Genomic DNA, 18,008 nt, shown 5'->3' with positions numbered 1-18,008 from the left:
AACACTTTCCAGAGAGACATGGAGGGTGTTTTTTTCATTTATACTGAACGATTGAATAGGATTCTATCTTCTCTACTAAAATAGGACTTAAAACAATTGTATATCCAGATTCTGTATGATACATTGAAGGATACCTGAATTGCAGATGAGAGAAAAAGAGAATAGATTCAGCAATGAATCCGATGTCGAGTCGCGCAAGAAGGATGTATAGAGAGGGTCAGGTGAGAATATGAGTGTGTTGGGTAAAAAGGGGATAGCCATACTGATGGCTGCTGTACTCTCGATTAGTGTGGCGGCAACGGCTGGTGCGGCTGAATCCAAAGTGGGAATGCAAGCTAAAGTGGTAGATGGTCAAGTCTACGTGAGCACCAAGGATCTGGTTAAGGCATTTGGTGGAAGTGGGCAATATGATGCCAAATCCGGAACGTATTCGTACAAGGGAAATGAAGCCATTCCCAAAGTGATCGAAAAGGTGTCTCCTTCGGTCGTAGGTATTATTGGGAAATCTACCGAAGTGCAGGAAGGTGCATCATCAGACCGTTATAATCTTGCACATGGTACAGGTGTCATTATCCGGTCCAATGGATGGATCGTGACGAATGCTCACGTGATTGACGGATTAACAGATCCGGTGGTCGTAACGACGGATGGCAATACATACAAAATTACGAAAACATACAGTGATGTACTAAGTGATCTCGCGCTAATCAAAATCAATGCCAAATCACTCAAACCTGCGAGCTTTGCCAAAGCTTCAAACATCTCTGTTGGCGAGACGGTGATTGCCATAGGTACGCCGATTTCTTTTTCCTTGCGCAACTCGGCAACGGTAGGGGTAATCAGCGGCTTGAATCGTGGTGTAGAGGAGACCTATCGGTTGATTCAGACCGATACGGCCATTAACCCAGGGAATAGCGGAGGACCGCTGGTCAACCTGAAGGGTGAGGTGGTTGGTATTAACTCCATGAAATTCTCTGCGGTCGGTATAGAAAGCTTGGGATTTTCGATTCCGGTGGATACCGTTCAATATATCATCAATCAGTTTTTTGAATATGGCAAAATAAAACGTGCGAGTCTGGGGTTACAGCTGGAAGAAAGCTGGTCTGCCATAGTGGGTCTGCCTACGGATGATCCATTAACGATCACGGGTGTACTGTCTCCTGAAGCAAAGAAAGCCAAAATCAAAGAAGGCGATGTCATCTATAGTGTGGCGGGCACACGTGTGTCCTCTGTCGTGGATATCAATGAGTTGCTCAAAAAGTATCTGCCCGGGCAAAAGGTAAAGCTGTTGATGCAGACGGATGGCGATATCGTCACTCGTACGTTGGTGCTTGCTGATCGAGCAGATATTCAGGACGCTGAAGAAGAGGCCTTCCTTGCAGATGAAGAACAATAAAGCCCGGCGATCAACCCGGATGGAGAGAGGACGAAAGAGCGGAATGAAAAAGTCTTTCATACGTGTGCTGAGCACAGGTGTATTAACTGGGATGCTAGCCATTGGTGCGGCAATCCCTGCATGGGCATCTGATCTGACGACAAGTGAACTGCGAATCCAAGCAGGTAGCACGAGCGCCTACATTAACGGAGATAAGCAGGCCATAGCCAAACCGTACAAGGTCAAGGGTGTTACGATGGTGCCTGTCGGCGTATTCAAGAAAGCATTTGGCAGTGAAATCCGGCTGGAGAAAAATGATGTCGTCAAAATCAAGGAAGGTCCTCACACGGTTACTCTAACAATTGGCAGTTCGATTGCTTGGGTGGATGGTGTGAAACATGAGATGGGTGTCGCTCCCAAGATGGTGAATGGCGTACTCATGGTTCCACTTCGTCCGGTTGCTGCCGGTATCGGAGCGACGCTTGCTCCAAGCAGTACCGGTGAAATGGTGATTCGTCTATTGCAAACCGATGATTCGGTGGACGAAGAGGGTGGCCTTCATCCGGATGAAGGAAAAACAAGAATCGGCAACAGTTTTTACGGCTGGTCCATTAACTATCCTGCGGATCTCATGGTTTTCCAGAGCGGTGAGCAGGAGCGCATGATGACTTTTGGTGCAGCGGACAACAGTTATTATCTTGAAGTGTACGTCAGCGACCAGGATGTGGCTCTGGATTCGGATGATTTGTTGCAACAACTCGTGCAGGAAGCCAAGCAATCGGGAGATACCGTGCTGGATCGTGAAGCGGTGTCGAAAGGCAAAACGCGATATGCACGGATTATTGTAAAAGATGCAGACGGCATGTTGTGGGAGATGCGGCAGTATCTCAATGAAGGTCGTCAATATGATGTATACCTCGCTGATTATCAAGCCTTGAATTACAAAGATCTGGGCAAACGTGCGGCGCTGCTCAATTCATTCCAGCCAACCTATGCGGAGTCGGATCGAACGATTAAGGATCTGTCCACCGTAGATAATGGCATGCTCTCCGCGTGGAATGATGACTATGGCATTGAATTGAAGATTCCTGCTGGCTGGTCGATGGACAACAATCAGATGATCTATGAAGCCAAGGATGGTGCGTATCTGCAATGGCGTATCACTTCGGCGAAGGCCGGTACAACGGTAAAAGACTGGAGCGGTCAACTGGATAAGTGGATGCGTGAGACATTTACGCCAGAGAGTTACGAGCCGGTTGGCTCATATACGATGGATATCTCGGGAGAGACTGCCGAGGTGAATGAATTCCGTTATAACTTTGGCGGAGGCTGGCAGACCGAGTTTGATGTTCTTTTGCAGAAGAACGGGTATCGCTATTATGCGGAGTATACGTTCCCTGAAGAGCAGGCTGCAGATCGGGCATGGTTTGAACGGATCATGAAGAGTGTAGAGATTGATTTTGATACGGTTGCCGATAACTTCGGTCAGCTGGGCGAAGATCCCTATTTGACAGACAAAACGAAGACAATCACACGCACGTCCAAACGTTATCATTACAGTGTGGATATTCCGCGGTACTGGACGCCGTATAGTGATCAATTCGAATACTCACCTGTGGTGTACACCTTCACGGGCGGAGAGTTCTCCATTGCGGCGAGCGAGGATAAGTCCATCGAGATGACAGTCAGTCAACTGAGAGAGGCTTATGCCGAAGCTACCAAAACGCGTAAGAACTTCAAGCTGCTTGGCAGTGAGGAGCTAACGTTTGCGGGTGTGCCTGCATTTTCCTTTACGTATCATGAACTGGACAACGGTGTGCCGTATGAGGGTCGTCAGATTGTATTTGAAAAGGACGGTACCACCTATACGATTACAAGTGGTCTGAATGATGCCAACAAGACAGAAGTCCAGGCGGCCGCCTTGGAGAAAGCAGTGAACTCATTTACATTTATTAAATAAATACAGTGGAGCCGGAGGGTCAGAGGACCTTCCGGCTTGTTTGTTTTCTGTATAAAGATAAATTAAACATTTACACTTGAACGAAGAGTGCAGAACCGATCTGAAGAAGCGAAGCTACAAGCTTTCTGTAGGAAAGCTGCATCGGAAGCATAGGCTACGCGTTTATCGAGCGATCGGAAGATGGTACTGCAATCGAAGTGTCTAGTGTACATCTTGCTGGAAATGAAAATGGTAAACGGTTTTTTCAGGAAAGCGTAGAAGAGTCGGTGCAGAAGTGGTACACTATACTAGTTCAGGAGTTATGACTGCTGATCTGATGAATATGGATGACTGTAAGCTTGGAGTTCAGGCAATACAGACATAATGTATAGATATAGCAATTCAATGACAATGCAGGTGTACCGGATAAGGTACAGGCTTAAGCTTGACGTGTTCAGGCTTTAAAGGATATAGGGATGAAATCCGGCGGATAGCCGGTTATGGGGAGGATCTACATGAAAACAGCAACAATACGAAGAGAAGACGTTGAACTTCTGGCACCCGCTGGTGACTGGGATTGTATGCGTTCGGCGGTAGCCAATGGCGCAGATGCAATTTTCTTCGGAGTCGAAAAGTTTAATGCACGGGCACGGGCGAACAATTTCCGCATGGACGAGCTGCCAGAGATTATGGCGTTTTTGCACAGTTATGGCGTAAAAGGGTTTTTGACCTTTAATATATTGATTTTTGAAAATGAATTGACGGATGCCAAAGAACTCATTGACGCTTGTGTCGATGCAGGTGTGGACGCTGTAATTGTTCAGGATTTGGGTTTGGTGAAGATGATCCGTGAGATCTCGCCGGATTTCCCGATTCACGGTTCAACACAGATGACGATTACGTCACCGGAAGCGGTCGAGTTTACGAAGCCGTTTGATATGGAACGTGTCGTTCTGGGACGGGAGAACAATCTGAAGCAGATCCAAAAGATCGGTGAGCAGGCGAAACTTCCAATGGAAGTATTCGTTCATGGTGCGCTGTGTGTATCCTACTCGGGGCAGTGTCTGACTTCCGAAATGTGGGGAGGACGTTCAGCGAACCGTGGGGAGTGCGCCCAAGCTTGTCGTCTGCCATACGACCTGATGGTGGATGGGGTGCACAAGCCGATGGGTGATGTAGCTTATCTGTTGTCTCCGAAGGATCTGGCAGCGATTGACCTAATGCCGGAACTGATCGAAGCAGGAGTGACTTCGTTCAAAATTGAAGGACGTCTCAAAACGCCGGAATACGTAGCGAACGTAGTAAGCAAATACCGCAAAGCGATTGACCGTTATTTTGATGGAGATAACACGCCGCCAAGCAAGGAAGAAGTTCGCGAATTGCAGCAAAGCTTCTCCCGCGGATTCACGCATGGTTTCCTGAGCGGTACGAACAACAAAGAACTGGTGGATGGGACGTTCCCGAAAAGCCGTGGTGTCTACCTCGGTCGTGTAGATCAAGTGTTGCGCGATGGTGTGGTTCTGAAGCTGGACGCACCCGTGAAACGTGGAGACGGGATTGTATTTGACGCCGGAGACCCGACTCAGAAGGAAGAGGGCGGACGTGTATACGATGTACGTCGCAAAGGCGTAAAACTCGAAGGCGAAGCCGAAGAGGGTTGGATCGTTGATGTCGTGCCAGGCCGCAGTGACGTGGATCTGCGCCGCGTGAAAGTTGGCGACAAAGTGTGGAAAACGAATGACCCGGCGCTGGACAAACGTCTGCGTCAAAGCTTCGAGACCGAGAAGCCATACCGCGTATTCCCGGTGAAGGTAAAAGTCATCGGCAGCCCGGGGCAGCCGCTTAGTACGTGGTGGACAGACGTGCAGAAAGGCACGACCGTCCGGATCGATTCCGAGATGGAACTGGACATCGCGCAGAAGCGTCCAATGACGCATGAATTGCTCGAAGAGCAGTTCGGACGTCTGGGAGGCACCGTCTTCCAGTTGGAAGGAATGGACGTCAATCTGCACGGTGACGTTATCATCCCGATGCGCGAGTTGAACAACATTCGCCGTCAGGCGGTAGAACAACTCGCGGGCGAGCGTCCTAAACCGCCCGTCTACGTGAAACGAGCGGTAGATGTTTACGGCGATTCGGTTAAACCGGCATCGCCAGTCGCTCGCGGTCAAGCAGAACTGACCGCGCTCTGCCGCAGCCTGCCACAAGTGGAGGCAGCGATTGAAGCAGGAATCGGCATGATCTATGCCGACTTCGAGTTTATCAAACAGTTCCCGGCAGCCGTGGAAGCTGTGCATGCCGCTGGTCGCAAGATCGCGCTGGCAACGCCGCGTATTCACATGCCTGGGGAGAACGGATATCATAACAACATCCTGCGTCTGAAGCCGGATGCGGTATTGGTACGTAATACAGGTGCACTGTACTTCTACCTTCGCCACCGGATGGAAAACCCGGATGCGAAGCACCCTGAACTGATCGGCGACTTCTCATTGAATATCGCCAATCACAAGGCAGTTGAATTGTTCCTGGAAGCAGGCTGTGACTGGATTACGCCATCCTATGACCTGAACATTCAACAAATGGTTGATTTGCTGGGCCACTCCCGTACAAGTCAGACCGAAGTGGTTATCCATCAGCATCTGCCGATGTTCCACACCGAGCACTGTGTATACTGTACGTTCATGAGTGAAGGAACAGACTTTACGAACTGTGGCCGTCCTTGTGAGGAACAGCGTGCATCATTGCAAGACCGAATCGGTATGTCTCACCCAGTACGTGTGGATGAAGGCTGTCGTAATACGGTATACAATGCAGTGGAGCAGTCAGGTGCCGAGTATCTGACCAACTTTATGGATCTGGGTGTATCCCGTTACCGTGTGGAATTCCTGGAAGAGACACCGGAGCAGGTACGTGAGGTTATTGATCTGTACAACCGTGCACTGCGCGGCGAGATCAGTGGCACACAAGTGTGGAAAACACTAAAAGCAACGAACCAACTGGGCGTTACACGTGGTCAATTGGTGAAATAAACAGCAACCCCAAACTCTGCTTTAAGGAGCTCTTGGGGTTTTTTTACATCATGGCACAGGAGGCGAAGAAGCGTGACGCCATTCACAATCATGGATATCAAATTGCTGTGCGGAGTCACGGCATTCAAGCGTGGAGAAGATTATAACCAGTCTGGCCGGGTGACTAATCTGGTGGTCAGTGAGGATCAGCTTCATTATGAAGCACAGGTGCGTGGAACCGAACGCTACCAGGTGACGGTGGATGTGGATGGAGCGGGAGAGATTGTGGCAGGCTGCAGTTGTCCGGGTGACGGCAGACATTATGACTATTGCAAACATGTGGCTGCCGTCCTCTTGGCTATTCACGAATGGGGTGAGCAGCAGGAGCGTAATGCCACGCGTGATTCCGGGAAGACTTCTCAGTCTTCTACAAGCCAAGGAGTCAATACCAGTTCCAGCACAGGTTCCAAGTCCAGAGTTGGGACGCTAGTCGAAGAGAGCATGTGGGAGCGACCACAGTCTCCTTCACAACCAGAGCACTTCAATGATGCACCAGAACATCTACCCGTTCACTTTGCCCAGGCAGGTCGCCCAAGCTCAGCTTCAGGTTGGGGCCGTTCGGCAGATAAGCCTTCATACCGTACGGCGGATCAGATTCTGTCCATGTTTGCCAAGGATCGGAGACCGCTGCATGGAAATGATCGAAAATACACTGCCCCTGTTAACCGATCCTCTCTGCGGGAGGAGTTACAGGTTCAGTTTATATGCAAGCTGACACAGGTTCACAAGGGTGGTGGGAAACTCGCTCTTGAATTGAAAGTGGGTAACAAACGTCTGTATGTGGTGCAGAAAGTGAAGCAATTTCTCAACTGCATCGAGAAGGGCGAGCCAATGTCATTTACCAAGCTGTTCCACTATGATCCATTAATGCATGTTTTCACTCCGCAGGATCAAGCCATTCTCTCGATGCTTATTCGAATGAGACAGAGTGAGGAGGCCTATCGCCAATCCATCTCCGGTTATCTGGGAGCTTCGGACGGACGGGATATATTGATTGCTCCGCTCGTATGGAAACCATTGCTGGAATTGCTGCTACAGGCTGACAGCCGGATGGAGGGCACGGGATTTGCCAATGGACCACTCACACTGGGTGAGGGGGTACTTCCTTTATTTTACCGGATCGCCCAGGGAGCGAATGAAGGATATCAGCTTGAAATTTCCGGACTGCGTGAGCTGATTCTTCTCCCTGCTTATGATGCCGCTGTGGTGGAAGGGCAGTTGCACATGTTGGAGCCGATGCAGATGCGAAGTCTGGAGGACTTGAGTGGAGCACTTACCTCATATGGGATCAAGGAAAGCATTGATATTTCGACCCAGCAGGTGGATGAGTTCGTACAGCATGTCGTGCCAGAACTGCGTACGCTCGGCCATCTGTCTATTGATTCACAGGTGCGTGAACAGATCGCGGAACCGGAACTCTCACCAAAGCTATACATCGACTTCTATCGTGAGCGTATTACAGCACGTCTGGAATTCGACTATGAGGTCATGGTTATTAATCCGCTTGCAGAGTACTTGATAGATGAAGAAGAGAAAAAGGTTATTTTGGTGCGTGATCGGTACAAGGAGCGGAATCTGATTGAACGGCTCGATCGTTCTTTCCTGGAACGTGATGGTAGCGTCTGGGCGAGTGAACGGGAAGATGCAATCTATGATGTCATGTATCATCTGTTGCCTGAGCTTGAGAAACAGGTAGACATCTACATGCCGAACGCCGTGAAGGCGATGGTGCAAGCCTATCCCACACCACCGAAAGTCCGAGCAGATTTGGGGAGAGGACTGGACTGGCTGGAGATTTCATTCGAGATGGAAGGTGTGGACGAGCAGGAACTTCAGGAACTCATGCGTCGTATTGTGGAAAAGAAACCGTATTTCCGTCTCAAGAGCGGTGTCTTTCTGTCGCTTGAAAATGAAGGTGCAGATAGTTTCGCTCACATGGCCGATTCACTCGGACTGGGAGCAGATGACATCAAAGGCAGCCATATCCGGCTGCCAGCTGTTCGGGCGTTACAATTGCCAGGCAGAGATGAAGTTTCAGGTCATGTGAAGTGGGGAGGCTCTCTGAAACGTTTCCTTGATGATCTCCGAGATCCCGAGCGGATGGATTTTGCATTGCCAGAAGCTCTCACTCCCATCCTGCGGGATTATCAGAACAGTGGATACCAGTGGCTGCGTACTCTCGCCTATTATCGTTTTGGCGGCATTCTGGCGGATGATATGGGACTTGGCAAAACATTGCAAAGCATCGCCTATATTACAGCGGTGCTTCAGGAAAAGCCCGAGTACAATATGGACAATACGGGCGTTGATAATTACCGGGAGAGCGGATCGCTATGGGGCGGTACAACGGAGGCTACTGCCGGCATCGACCCCGAAACTGGTCTCCCATTGGATAAGATGACCTCAGAGAATACGGACGGTCTATGGTCCACGATGCAGCAGGATGGACTGACGATCCGAACGAGGGTCATTCATCCTCCGGTACTTGTCGTGGCGCCTGCCTCGCTAACCTATAACTGGGCCAATGAGTTTACGCGGTTCGCCCCGCATCTGAAAGTCCTGACCGCTGCCGGTCAGAAAGAAGAACGAGCCAGCATGCTTTCAGGCATGGATGAGGCAGATGTGATTGTGACGTCTTATCCTTTATTGCGCCGGGATCTAGACACCTACCTTGGCCGAACATTTCATACGCTCATTCTGGATGAAGCTCAGGCGATCAAAAATGCTTCTTCTCAGACCGCGCAGGCAGTCAAACAAATTCAGGCTCCGCGCCGTTTTGCACTCACAGGTACACCTGTGGAGAACTCGCTGGATGAATTGTGGTCCATTTTTGAAGCCGTATTCCCTGGGTTGTTTCCAAGTTACAGAAGATTCCGTGACCTTCCTCCGGAACGGATATCGCGTATGGTACGGCCGTTTATTCTGCGCCGTCTGAAGAAGGATGTGCTGGAAGAATTGCCTGATCGAATTGAAACGGTACAGCGGTCAGAGCTTACGGTTGAACAGAAAAAATTGTACGCCGCATACCTCTCCCAGCTTCAGGATGAAGCATCGAAGGACATGGAGGATAATGGATTCCAGAAGAATCGTATCAAAATTCTGGCAGGCATCACGCGCTTGCGTCAGTTGTGTTGTCATCCGGCCCTCTTTGTCGAAGGCTATCAAGGCGATTCCGGGAAAATGGAGCAGTTGCTTGAAACGGTCGAGGATTGTTTAGCTGCAGGCAAACGTATTCTTATTTTCTCTCAATTTGCGAGCATGTTGAACCTGATTCGTCAGACGCTCACGGCACAGGGAAGAAATCTGTTCTATCTCGATGGTCAGACCCCTGCACAGAGCCGTGTCGAGATGTGCCGCAGATTTAATGAGGGCGAAGCAGAATTGTTTCTGATTTCTCTTAAGGCTGGAGGGACAGGACTAAACTTAACAGGTGCAGATACCGTTATATTATATGATCTATGGTGGAATCCAGCCGTGGAAGAACAGGCCATTGGACGTGCCCATCGCATGGGGCAGAAACAAGTGGTGCAAGTCATCCGTCTGGTTACCGAAGGTACGATCGAAGAGAAGATTTTGGAGCTACAGCAACGGAAGAAGGACTTGATTGCCGAAGTGATCGAACCGGGAGACGGGGGATCGACGACCTTATCCGAACAGGATATCCGCGAATTGTTGATGGTATAATGGAGTCCAAGCATCGCAGCACTCAGAAGCATTAAATATATGAATCTATACAAGTTTGACTAATCAATTATACGAGAAACGTAGAGGACAGTGTAAATACTCTTTAGTTCAATTTATCTAGCAAAAGGAGTGGGTTCGTGTGCGTATTCGCAAAGCGATTATTCCAGCTGCAGGGCTGGGTACCCGGTTTTTGCCTGCCACCAAGGCGATGCCTAAGGAAATGCTGCCCATCGTGGACAAGCCAACGATCCAGTACATTATTGAAGAAGCCGTAGCTTCTGGCATTGAAGATATCATTATTGTGACAGGTAAAGGGAAGCGGGCCATTGAAGATCACTTCGATTATTCATTTGAGCTGGAGCAGAATCTGGCGGACAAACAGAAGTGGGACTTGCTTAACGAAGTACGCAAACCCTCTGAGATGGCAGATATTCATTATATCCGTCAAAAGGAACCGAAGGGACTTGGTCACGCCATCTGGTGCGCCCGCAAGTTTATCGGCAACGAGCCTTTTGCCGTCCTTTTAGGGGACGATATTGTGGAAGCGGAACATCCCTGCCTGAAGCAGATGATAGATGTCTACGATGAGCTGCAGTCTCCAATCGTTGGTGTACAGCCTGTTGATTGGAGCGAGGTGTCCCGCTACGGGATTGTGGACGGAGAGTTGCTGACCCCTACCGATGATCGTGTCTTTCGTGCCCGCCGCTTAATTGAGAAACCGAAGACCGAGGATTCGCCTTCAAACCTGGCCATTATGGGACGTTATATTCTTACGCCGGATATCTTTGAGATCCTGGGTCAGCAATCGGCTGGCGTCGGAGGAGAAATTCAACTTACGGATGCCTTGTCCCGCTTGAATGAGCAACGGCAGATTCTCGCATATCACTTTGATGGATTGCGTCATGATGTCGGTGAGAAGTTAGGTTTCATTGAAACGTCCATACATTATGCGTTGCAACGCCCGGATCTGCGGGAGGATTTGTTGAAGTATTTAAAGAAGATAACAGAATCGAACTAACACATCCCTAATGAATTAGATCACAAAAAAGGTTTGCCCTTTGATGAGGGCAAACCTTTTTTGTGTGTGGAATTATTGAGGACCACTAGTGCATTTTGTTATTAGAAATTCAGTTCTGCTATCTGTTTAATCTCGTCTGCTTCGTTAGGTGCGACAGCGATAAGCTTATCATATATAGCTTGATCTTGTTGCCCATCCTTCGTTAGAGCGGCAAGGTACCAACGAGCAATTTCACGGTGGGTAGCATCGGTCAGATCCTCTGCAATCCCACCCTTAAGGGTAGTAGCAGCTCCAGCTGAATCGTTTAACATGTATTTTATTTTCCCCGCGTTCAGAATCATTGTTGGAGTCAGCTCGAACGGCAGTCCTTGAAGTTGTCCTTCAGGGAGGGTCTTTAGATGCTCTACTCCATCAACAACGTGCTGGTAAGCCTCCAGACCTGAATTGAAGTAAGATTCCTTCTTAGCCGTATCGCCTTGTCCAAGTGCTTGATATCCTAGATCGAACGAACGGGTAATTAGCCGTTCGTACCACTCCATATCCCAGATATAGTTGTTGGCATATTCTTTTTGAAGAGTATAGGCATGTTCATTATCACCTTTAAGCTCATAGAGTTGGATCAACTGTTTAACCATGCCTTTGTTGTAGGGTTCTGCTTTTAGCCCTTTTTGAAGCAAATCTACACCAGCATTGTAGAACTGATCATCTTGTGTTTGTTGAAAACCTTGTTGGTAAAGCGAAGAAAGCGTCAGCAGGGAATCTGAATGTGCACTGCGAATGGCAAGGTCCTTATCCAGTGGAGCTTTGATTTCCTCAAAAGATTGGCTGATTTCTGCAACTTCCTTCGCTGCATACGCATAATGATTTGCTTGCAAAAAGCGCACGGATACTATCAACAGTACAATGATCGATACTCCGGCAATGGCGGTATAGATTCCACGGGCGGCAGATGAGCTTACTTTGAAACGCTGAACTGGCCGTGGGTCAATCGCTGCAGCCATGCCTCCAAACCCGATAAACACCAGCATGCCGATGAAGACGTAACTCATATTGAAATCGAGAAGACTCAATACCAGAATAGTCATGGATAAAATGAAAAATACAAAATGCGACTCTCTTTCATTTTCGTCTCTTCGCAAGTAGCTGCGAACGTATTGATAGAAGATATACAGAATAAATGACATGAAAATGATAAATCCGATAATTCCGACTTCAACCAGGTACTGCATGAAGAAGTTATGTGCCTGCGCACTAACATATGGATTGTTCTGATACTTCTCGTACAGCGCAGTCCAAGCCCCACCACCTGCACCAATCAATGGGTAATCTGCAATGACCTTTGCGGCATCTTTATAGAAGGTGATTCGTTCAAGAACACTGTGCTGCTGGAAGTTGATGTTTTCCAGACGCGTACTGATGCTATCAGGCAAAATGTTGCGAACGCTGGTACCCAACAGCAACACTGCTACGATAATGGCGAGCAGCATGGAGCCTAGCGGGATCCACAAGCTTGAACCTTTACGTTTACCCCAAGCTTGGAGCTTTGTTTCTAAATTGGGAGCAATCCAACGTTGAATAGCCCAGATGATGATTGCGACAACGATGGCTGCTGCAACTAGATAGATCCAACCTTTGGCTGCAACTCCAGCAGTGAACTGTTGCTGCAGTTCTAGTCCAGCAGTATTGACTGGATTTAAGATCGCAATTGTTCCTATTCCTGAAATGACAAGATAAATGAACCATAAAATCTGTTTTGCTGGTTTAAGCAACAACAGGATAATCACGAACACAATTGGCATCATCACAAGACCTGTCCGCGAAAGTGTAAGCAACAGGGAGAGTAAGATGGGAACAAGCATGAATCCATGCAGTAGCTGTGTGTACACTTTTTTGGAGCGGATCATGCTGAAAATAGCAATAAATAAAAATGCCATCAGGAATGCTGCGTATGTATTCGGATATTGGAATACTGAAGCAAGTCGTGGACCATTTGCATCATTCCAAATCGTTTGATTGTATATCCCATTAACAACACCTGAAGAGAACCATCCAACTAGCCTACCTGCCAAATTGGAAGCCCCAAGCCAGTTCAACAAACCAAATCCGACAATTACATATGCAAGTCCTATTAAGGAAGATTGTATGGTATGATTGATTTTGTTGTTTTTGAGCAGGTACATAGTCATGACGAAAATCATAGCATAAATGCACTGGATTAGGATCATGTTGACTGCCAAGTAATGAGATGCTGCACTAATCAGTGACAACATATAGGTAAGTGGCAGAAAAAGAACGACTAATTTTAGCCAATCTCGTTGGGATTCTAATGCGATATTTCTGCAATAAATTACAGCCCAGACGATGAATAAGAGGATTGTAATTGCGAGCGCCCAGTAAATGGGACCCTCGAATTGGAGCAACTGTCCGTTAAATAACGCAACTTGGAAAGAGGACCAGAGTAAAAATAAGATGAGTCCTATGGTCAATGTCCATAGTAGTGGCGTAGTCGAGTTGCTATTTGCTTTTCTCGACGTCTTATTAGATTTCCCGTATACTGGATTCGACAAGGTATGATTCTCCTTTTCTTGTAGATACGACAATATCTTAGCATAACATAACGGGATAGGCCAAAGTAGAATAGCTATAGATTATTAAATTTATTGAAATGATTTAGTATTTTTAATGTTAAGGAGCTTGTTAATGTCTTTGTTTAAACGACTAATTTTATTATTTGTTGCAGTTATCGCTTTTGTTGGTTCATTTCGTTTAATTGATAATTACCAAAAAGATTCGGCAAGGGTTTCTTTAAGTTTTGAAGTGAATGCTCCTAATGAGGACGACTATCAAGTATTCTTTCTAACAGTTGCAGAGGGTGGTGAATGGAACGAGGCTCAGTCAAAACATCTAATTTATGATAAACCTGGTCAATGGAAAAAAATGAGTTATGAACTTCCAAATAACACATTAAAAGTTCGGATTGATCTCGGGACGCAAAAAGCCGACATATCTATTCGTAATGTGCAAGCTAAAGCCATATCTACACAACCTATACAGGTAGAGAATATAAATATTAATACCAATGAAGTCAAAATTGCACAAAATCAAAATCAAAATCAAAGTTTGCACATTGAATCTATAGGCGGCGATCCGTATATTGCATTTAATTTTACTCCTATAGCCTCTACAATTTTTCATGGATTCAGTATACTTCATATAGTTGTAAATCTATCAGGTAGTGTATTAATAGCCATGTTGACGGCTTTTATAGTGCGACACATGAGAAAGAGTTTAGGCTTGATTAAGCCCATATATCAAAGTAGAAATTTAGCACTCAATCTGGCGAAAAATGATTTTAAAACAAAATTTGCATCTTCTTATCTTGGTGTAGTATGGGGATTTATTACTCCTTTATTGACAATCGTAACTTACTGGTTTGTTTTTCAAGTGGGTTTAAGAAGTGGTGATGTAGCAGAGGTACCTTTTATACTTTGGTTTATAGCTGGAATTATTCCATGGTTCTTTTTTTCGGAAGCTTTTTCTGGTGCAACTAATGCATTTATCGAGTACAGTTATCTAGTCAAAAAGGTAGTTTTTCGTATAGAGTTATTACCTTTCGTAAAAATAGGTTCTGCACTGTTTGTTCATTTATTTTTTATTCTATTTATTTTTATTGTCTATGGTTTTTATGGATATTATCCAACAGTATACACAGTTCAAATACTTTACTATTTGATATGTACGATCTTTTTAGTCTTTTCAATGTCATTACTGACTGCTTCGCTTGTTTTATTCTTTAAGGATTTAAATCAAATTATTGGCATTGTCTTACAAATGGGTTTTTGGTTCACGCCTATTGGGTGGCCTGTTACTATGTTGAATGATTTCTGGGCGTTTATTTTTAAACTCAATCCAATGTTTTATATTGTTCAGGGGTTCAGGGATTCGTTGATAGACCATGTAATATTCTATGAAAGACCATATGAAATGCTTTATTTTTGGTTATTCTGTTTTAGTGTATTAACACTAGGAGTTGTCACGTTCAAAAAATTAAAATCACACTTTTCTGATGTGCTCTAGGAGTGAAATGATGGAGCCTATAATTGAAATTGAGCAAGTAGTTAAAACGTATAAACTTTATGATAAACCGGCAGATAGATTGAAAGAAGCTTTGTCTATCACTAAAAAAAAATATCATCGTGAATTCTCTGCTCTGAATGGGGTTACCTTTTCAGTTGAAAAAGGTGATGCGCTAGGAATATTGGGAAAAAACGGATCGGGCAAGTCGACCTTGTTGAAGATGATTACAGGTGTGTTATCACCAACCAGCGGGAACATCCAAGTTAATGGGAAGATTGCAGCAATACTTGAGCTTGGCGCTGGTTTTAATCCAGAATATACAGGCAGAGAAAACATTTATCTGAATGGACTTATGATGGGATATTCGAGGGAAGAAATGGAGCCGAGAATAGCAGCGATTATTGAGTTCGCTGATATTGGTACTTTTATCGATCAACCGGTCAAGGTATATTCAAGTGGAATGTTCGCGAGACTTGCTTTTGCCGTTTCCATTAATGTGGATCCAGATATTCTGATTGTAGATGAGGCGTTGGCCGTAGGAGACATCAGATTTCAAACAAAATGTATCGATAAGATGAAGGAACTAAAATCAAAAGGGACAACTATTCTTTTTGTATCGCATGCAGTGGAGCAAGTAAAGAGGTTTTGTAATAAAGCGGTGTGGATTAAGGATGGGGTAGTTGAAGCTATTGGTGATGCAAGTGAAGTTGTCGATCACTATGAAGATTTTATGAAAAACTATACAGAAGACCATGTTGAAAAGCGAAATGTGACTTTAGATATTCAAGAGAATCAGACGATAGAGGAGCTTGTTTTGCCTGAGAATCCGGATATTTTGGCTTATATAACAGAGGCTCATATAAATAAGGAGAATTTTAGAACACATGAAAGGCTCGAAGTCGAGATTGACTATGATGTATACGAGCCTGAAATTCCCGATTTGCTCCTGGGTGTAGCTATTTACACTCCAAATCGCGACTATATTTTTGGTCCAAATACATTCCTTGAGAAGGTTTCAATTCCTACAAAGAGAGGGAAACATCGAGTGAAATATGTTATTCCAACAATTCCATTGCTTGGGGGGACTTATTCCATAGATGTAGGGCTTTTTAACAACGAAGGAATCGTTTGTCTCAATTATCAGGAAAGTATACTTTCATTTAAGATTGCCAATAAGTATTTTTCTGAAGGCTTGGTCTATATCAATCATGAATGGGACGTGGTTAAGTGAATAGTCCTTTATCCGATCAACATTATAACAATGTAGCGTTCGACCAGTATCAGCGATATAAAAATGTAGCGGATGCAATAGAGAGTATGAGAAAAGCAAACGAACAATTTACAATACTTGAAGTTGGTGCTAACGAACACCGTAATTTAGAAAAGTTTCTTCCTCGAGATTCAATTAAGTATTTGGATATCGAACTGCCGACGGATCTGCAAAAACATCCGGATTACATCCTTGGAGACGCAACTCAAATGGAGTTTCCAGATGGTTATTTTGATGTAGTTGTAGCTTTGGATGTATTTGAGCATATTCCAAGTGATAAACGGGATGACTTTATTAGTGAAATCCAGCGAGTAAGCAGCGAATTTTATGTAATCACGGCTCCTTTTGCTTCTCCATTGGTGAGTGAAGCAGAACGCAGGACGAATGCTGTATATAAATCTTTGGTTCAAGAAGATTATCGCTGGTTGGCTGAACATTTTGAAAATGGACTTCCTGTACAAAAGGATCTCGAAATGTTTTTGGATAAATTGGGGGTGAATTATCGAGTTCTTTCTCATGGCAGCCTACCAATCTGGGAAAGTATGATGGAGATTCATTTTGTGGCCGCCTGTTTTCCAGAGTTGCAGTACTATCGTATGGAGCTAGATCGCTTTTACAATGCAAATATTTTTGCTGAAGATTATGCTGAAGATTCTTACCGGAAAATTTATATTTGCAGCAAAGATCGTGGAATGTCGGAGCTTATTGAAAAGAGAAGTCGGATTAACATGGCGCCAAGACATCTTGAAGAATTGCAAAGATTTAAGGCAACATTCTTTTCTTTGGCGACTATGCTTGTTAATAAAAAATCTGTTGAGACAGAAGTACAGGATAAAAGTGTACAAGATAAAATTCAAGTATTTACAGATAGCGGTAAAGGGTTCAATGAGGAAGAAAGCTTTAAAATCGATGTAGACGAAAATAGGCCTATTAATAAGTTTTTGTGGAACGATAGTAGAGTGGAACCGATTAAGTCTATACGAATTGACCCTTCTGATCGAAAGGGTATATTTAAATTTGATAATATAACAATTCGAAATCTACAAGGAGAGCTGGTTGAAGAGTACTTCGAGGATGGGAACTATATATACTCTTTTGACGGTATATATGGATTTTCAAACGACGATCCTTTTCTCATATTGAACTTTTCCAAACCAGTTTCAATTGATTCGATTAGTTTTGACGTTACATCGTTAACAAAAGATGAACGAAAGCTGATTTTGGAAGTTGAGAAGGCGTTTCTTGGAGTTAGCCGACTACAAGAAAACAACAAGCAAATAACGTTTGAGTCCAATAATAGGTTGGATGAAATTCGCAATCTTAACAATCAACTTCATCAATCTGAACTAAACAAGCAGAAAATCGAGCAGTTGCATCAGCAGGAGATTCAACAGATCGAGCAATCGATAATGGAAGTAAAGCAGGCATTAGAGGACCGAAATCGAGAATATGAAACTTTGGAATCAGAATTTAATAAAGCTCACCAACAACTTCAGGATATTAACGATTCCAAATATTGGAAAATTGTTAGACTGATTAAAAAGTTATTTGGAAGATGAAGATAAAGGTTTAGGGGG

The 18,008-nt window shown here is 45.2% G+C and carries 9 protein-coding genes; 8 read left to right on the top strand and 1 reads right to left on the bottom strand.

All coding sequences use genetic code 11. The features are described 5' to 3' along the window. Positions 1-229 precede the first annotated feature (229 nt). The 5 genes from FS628_RS18195 (at position 230) to galU (ending at position 11,084) form a co-directional block, all read left to right on the top strand. Positions 230-1,396 (top strand): S1C family serine protease, encoded by a 1,167-nt coding sequence (locus FS628_RS18195; protein ID WP_260871106.1) that lies wholly within the window; start codon positions 230-232, stop codon positions 1,394-1,396. Next, complete coding sequence (locus FS628_RS18190) at positions 1,383-3,335, top strand: stalk domain-containing protein (protein ID WP_260871105.1); 1,953 nt, start codon at positions 1,383-1,385, stop codon at positions 3,333-3,335. Before FS628_RS18195 ends, FS628_RS18190 begins: the two co-directional genes overlap by 14 nt. Before the next feature lie 494 nt (positions 3,336-3,829). Beyond that, positions 3,830-6,343 (top strand): U32 family peptidase, encoded by a 2,514-nt coding sequence (locus FS628_RS18185; protein ID WP_017692029.1) that lies wholly within the window; start codon positions 3,830-3,832, stop codon positions 6,341-6,343. Positions 6,344-6,433: 90 nt separating this feature from the next. Next, on the top strand, positions 6,434-10,066 hold the full coding sequence (locus FS628_RS18180; RefSeq protein ID WP_440131297.1) for a DEAD/DEAH box helicase: 3,633 nt from the start codon (positions 6,434-6,436) through the stop codon (positions 10,064-10,066). Between the two features lie 139 nt (positions 10,067-10,205). Continuing rightward, positions 10,206-11,084, top strand: a complete 879-nt coding sequence (gene galU, locus FS628_RS18175; RefSeq protein ID WP_145324293.1) for a UTP--glucose-1-phosphate uridylyltransferase GalU — start codon at positions 10,206-10,208, stop codon at positions 11,082-11,084. 101 nt (positions 11,085-11,185) lie between these two features. On the opposite strand, the gene FS628_RS18170 is transcribed toward galU, so the two are convergent. Then, positions 11,186-13,651: an O-antigen ligase family protein gene (locus tag FS628_RS18170; RefSeq protein WP_145324291.1), complete on the bottom strand. Its 2,466-nt coding sequence runs from the start codon at positions 13,649-13,651 to the stop codon at positions 11,186-11,188. A 133-nt stretch (positions 13,652-13,784) separates the two neighbouring features. Here FS628_RS18170 and FS628_RS32025 point away from each other — a divergent pair, with 133 nt between their 5' ends. Genes FS628_RS32025 through FS628_RS18155 form a run of 3 tightly spaced genes read left to right on the top strand, consistent with a single transcriptional unit; the run spans position 13,785 to position 17,990 of the window. Then, the gene (locus FS628_RS32025) at positions 13,785-15,161 is read left to right on the top strand and encodes an ABC transporter permease (protein WP_145324289.1); all 1,377 of its coding nucleotides are present in this window, start codon (positions 13,785-13,787) and stop codon (positions 15,159-15,161) included. Between the two features lie 10 nt (positions 15,162-15,171). Further along, on the top strand, positions 15,172-16,392 hold the full coding sequence (locus FS628_RS18160; RefSeq protein ID WP_186327873.1) for an ABC transporter ATP-binding protein: 1,221 nt from the start codon (positions 15,172-15,174) through the stop codon (positions 16,390-16,392). Beyond that, a complete protein-coding gene (locus FS628_RS18155) occupies positions 16,389-17,990 on the top strand; it encodes a class I SAM-dependent methyltransferase (RefSeq protein ID WP_145324285.1) in 1,602 nt (533 codons plus the stop codon). The genes FS628_RS18160 and FS628_RS18155 overlap by 4 nt, the downstream gene beginning before the upstream one ends. Positions 17,991-18,008: the final 18 nt, after the last annotated feature.

This window comes from Paenibacillus xylanexedens, from assembly GCF_007676705.1.
Taxonomy (GTDB): Bacteria; Bacillota; Bacilli; order Paenibacillales; family Paenibacillaceae; genus Paenibacillus; species Paenibacillus xylanexedens_C.
This window is presented reverse-complemented; position numbering and strand designations above follow the sequence as displayed.

What these genes read in the sequence shown, in the direction of transcription:
- FS628_RS18190 (WP_260871105.1), top strand. Translation starts at nt 1,383, where the DNA reads ATGAAGAACAATAAAGCCCGGCGATCAACCCGGATGGAGAGAGGACGA.
- FS628_RS18195 (WP_260871106.1), top strand. Translation starts at nt 230, where the DNA reads ATGAGTGTGTTGGGTAAAAAGGGGATAGCCATACTGATGGCTGCTGTA.
- FS628_RS18185 (WP_017692029.1), top strand. Translation starts at nt 3,830, where the DNA reads ATGAAAACAGCAACAATACGAAGAGAAGACGTTGAACTTCTGGCACCC.
- FS628_RS18160 (WP_186327873.1), top strand. Translation starts at nt 15,172, where the DNA reads ATGGAGCCTATAATTGAAATTGAGCAAGTAGTTAAAACGTATAAACTT.
- FS628_RS32025 (WP_145324289.1), top strand. Translation starts at nt 13,785, where the DNA reads ATGTCTTTGTTTAAACGACTAATTTTATTATTTGTTGCAGTTATCGCT.
- FS628_RS18180 (WP_440131297.1), top strand. Translation starts at nt 6,434, where the DNA reads ATGGATATCAAATTGCTGTGCGGAGTCACGGCATTCAAGCGTGGAGAA.